This window comes from Streptococcus sp. WM07, assembly GCF_004570525.1.
Taxonomy (GTDB): domain Bacteria; phylum Bacillota; class Bacilli; order Lactobacillales; family Streptococcaceae; genus Streptococcus.
Window position 1 is genome coordinate 1 of record NZ_SPPZ01000120.1, and the last position, 1,012, is coordinate 1,012.

A 1,012-nucleotide genomic window follows, 5' to 3' on the forward strand; every position below is an offset into this window, starting at 1 on the left:
TCAAAAAGTACTTTAAAGAGAAGTAATCCTCCGTAATTCGTTAGATTTCCACCATCAAAAGAAAAAGTGTTGTTTTTAGAATTGTAATTTGTTAGACTGAACATATGGGTTTCCTTTCTATTTTGATATGGTTTGCGCTTATATCATAAAGGGGAAATCTTTTTTTGTCCAGTCAAAAGTCTCACCTAATGGGTGAAAATCAAAAACTTCCAGAAACCATGATCTATCAGCGATTCTGGAAGTTTTTTAGTTATGTATGAATAATTTGGGTTAATGGTTGAAAAGACCGAAAACTAATCCACTACCGAAACGAATTCCAAGATCAATTACTCCACCGCTGATCCTTCCAACCCCCGTCAATACTCCGAAGTTCCTCTTCAGGAAGCTCTACAGAATTACTATTTTTAATAACTTCAAATTCAATCATAGTACTAATCTCTTTTCAAAATAATCAGTTTTACTTAATTTAGTTTTAAAACCAACCTGCAATCGCCTCGCCAGTCAGACGTCCTACATAAAACATCCCCTTCATAAGTCCAGATAGTAACACAAATATAAGCAGAGCTTCAATTATGAATTTCATGTTGATATTATAATCAACTGAAACTAGAATGGGACAAAAGAGCTTCAAGAAAAGTATCGTAACTTGGCAATACTTTTATGAGATGCTTTTTGATGTGAGCCCATATTTTTTCGATAGGATTGTACTCAGGTGAGTATGGAGGGAGAGGTAAAAGTTTATGTCCCTGCTCCTCACATAAGGATTTTATACTACTCATCCTATGGAATCTTGCGTTGTCCATAATAATAACAGAAGGTGTATCTAAAGAGGGTAATAAGAACTGTTGAAACCATGCTTCGAAAAAGTCACTTGTCGTCGTGTCTTCATATGTCATCGGAGCTATAATCTCACCATTTGTGAGACCTGCAACTAAAGATATTCGTTGATATCTTCTTCCAGAAACCTTACCTTCTATCAACTGACCTTTCATGGAACGACCATATTCTCGAT

The 1,012-nt window shown here is 35.4% G+C and carries 1 protein-coding gene; it reads right to left on the reverse strand.

The window, feature by feature from the left end; genetic code table 11:
- Nucleotides 1-596: 596 nt before the first annotated feature.
- A partial coding sequence (locus E4T71_RS08655; protein ID WP_135038927.1) for a transposase occupies nt 597-1,012 on the reverse strand: 416 nt, incomplete at its 5' end.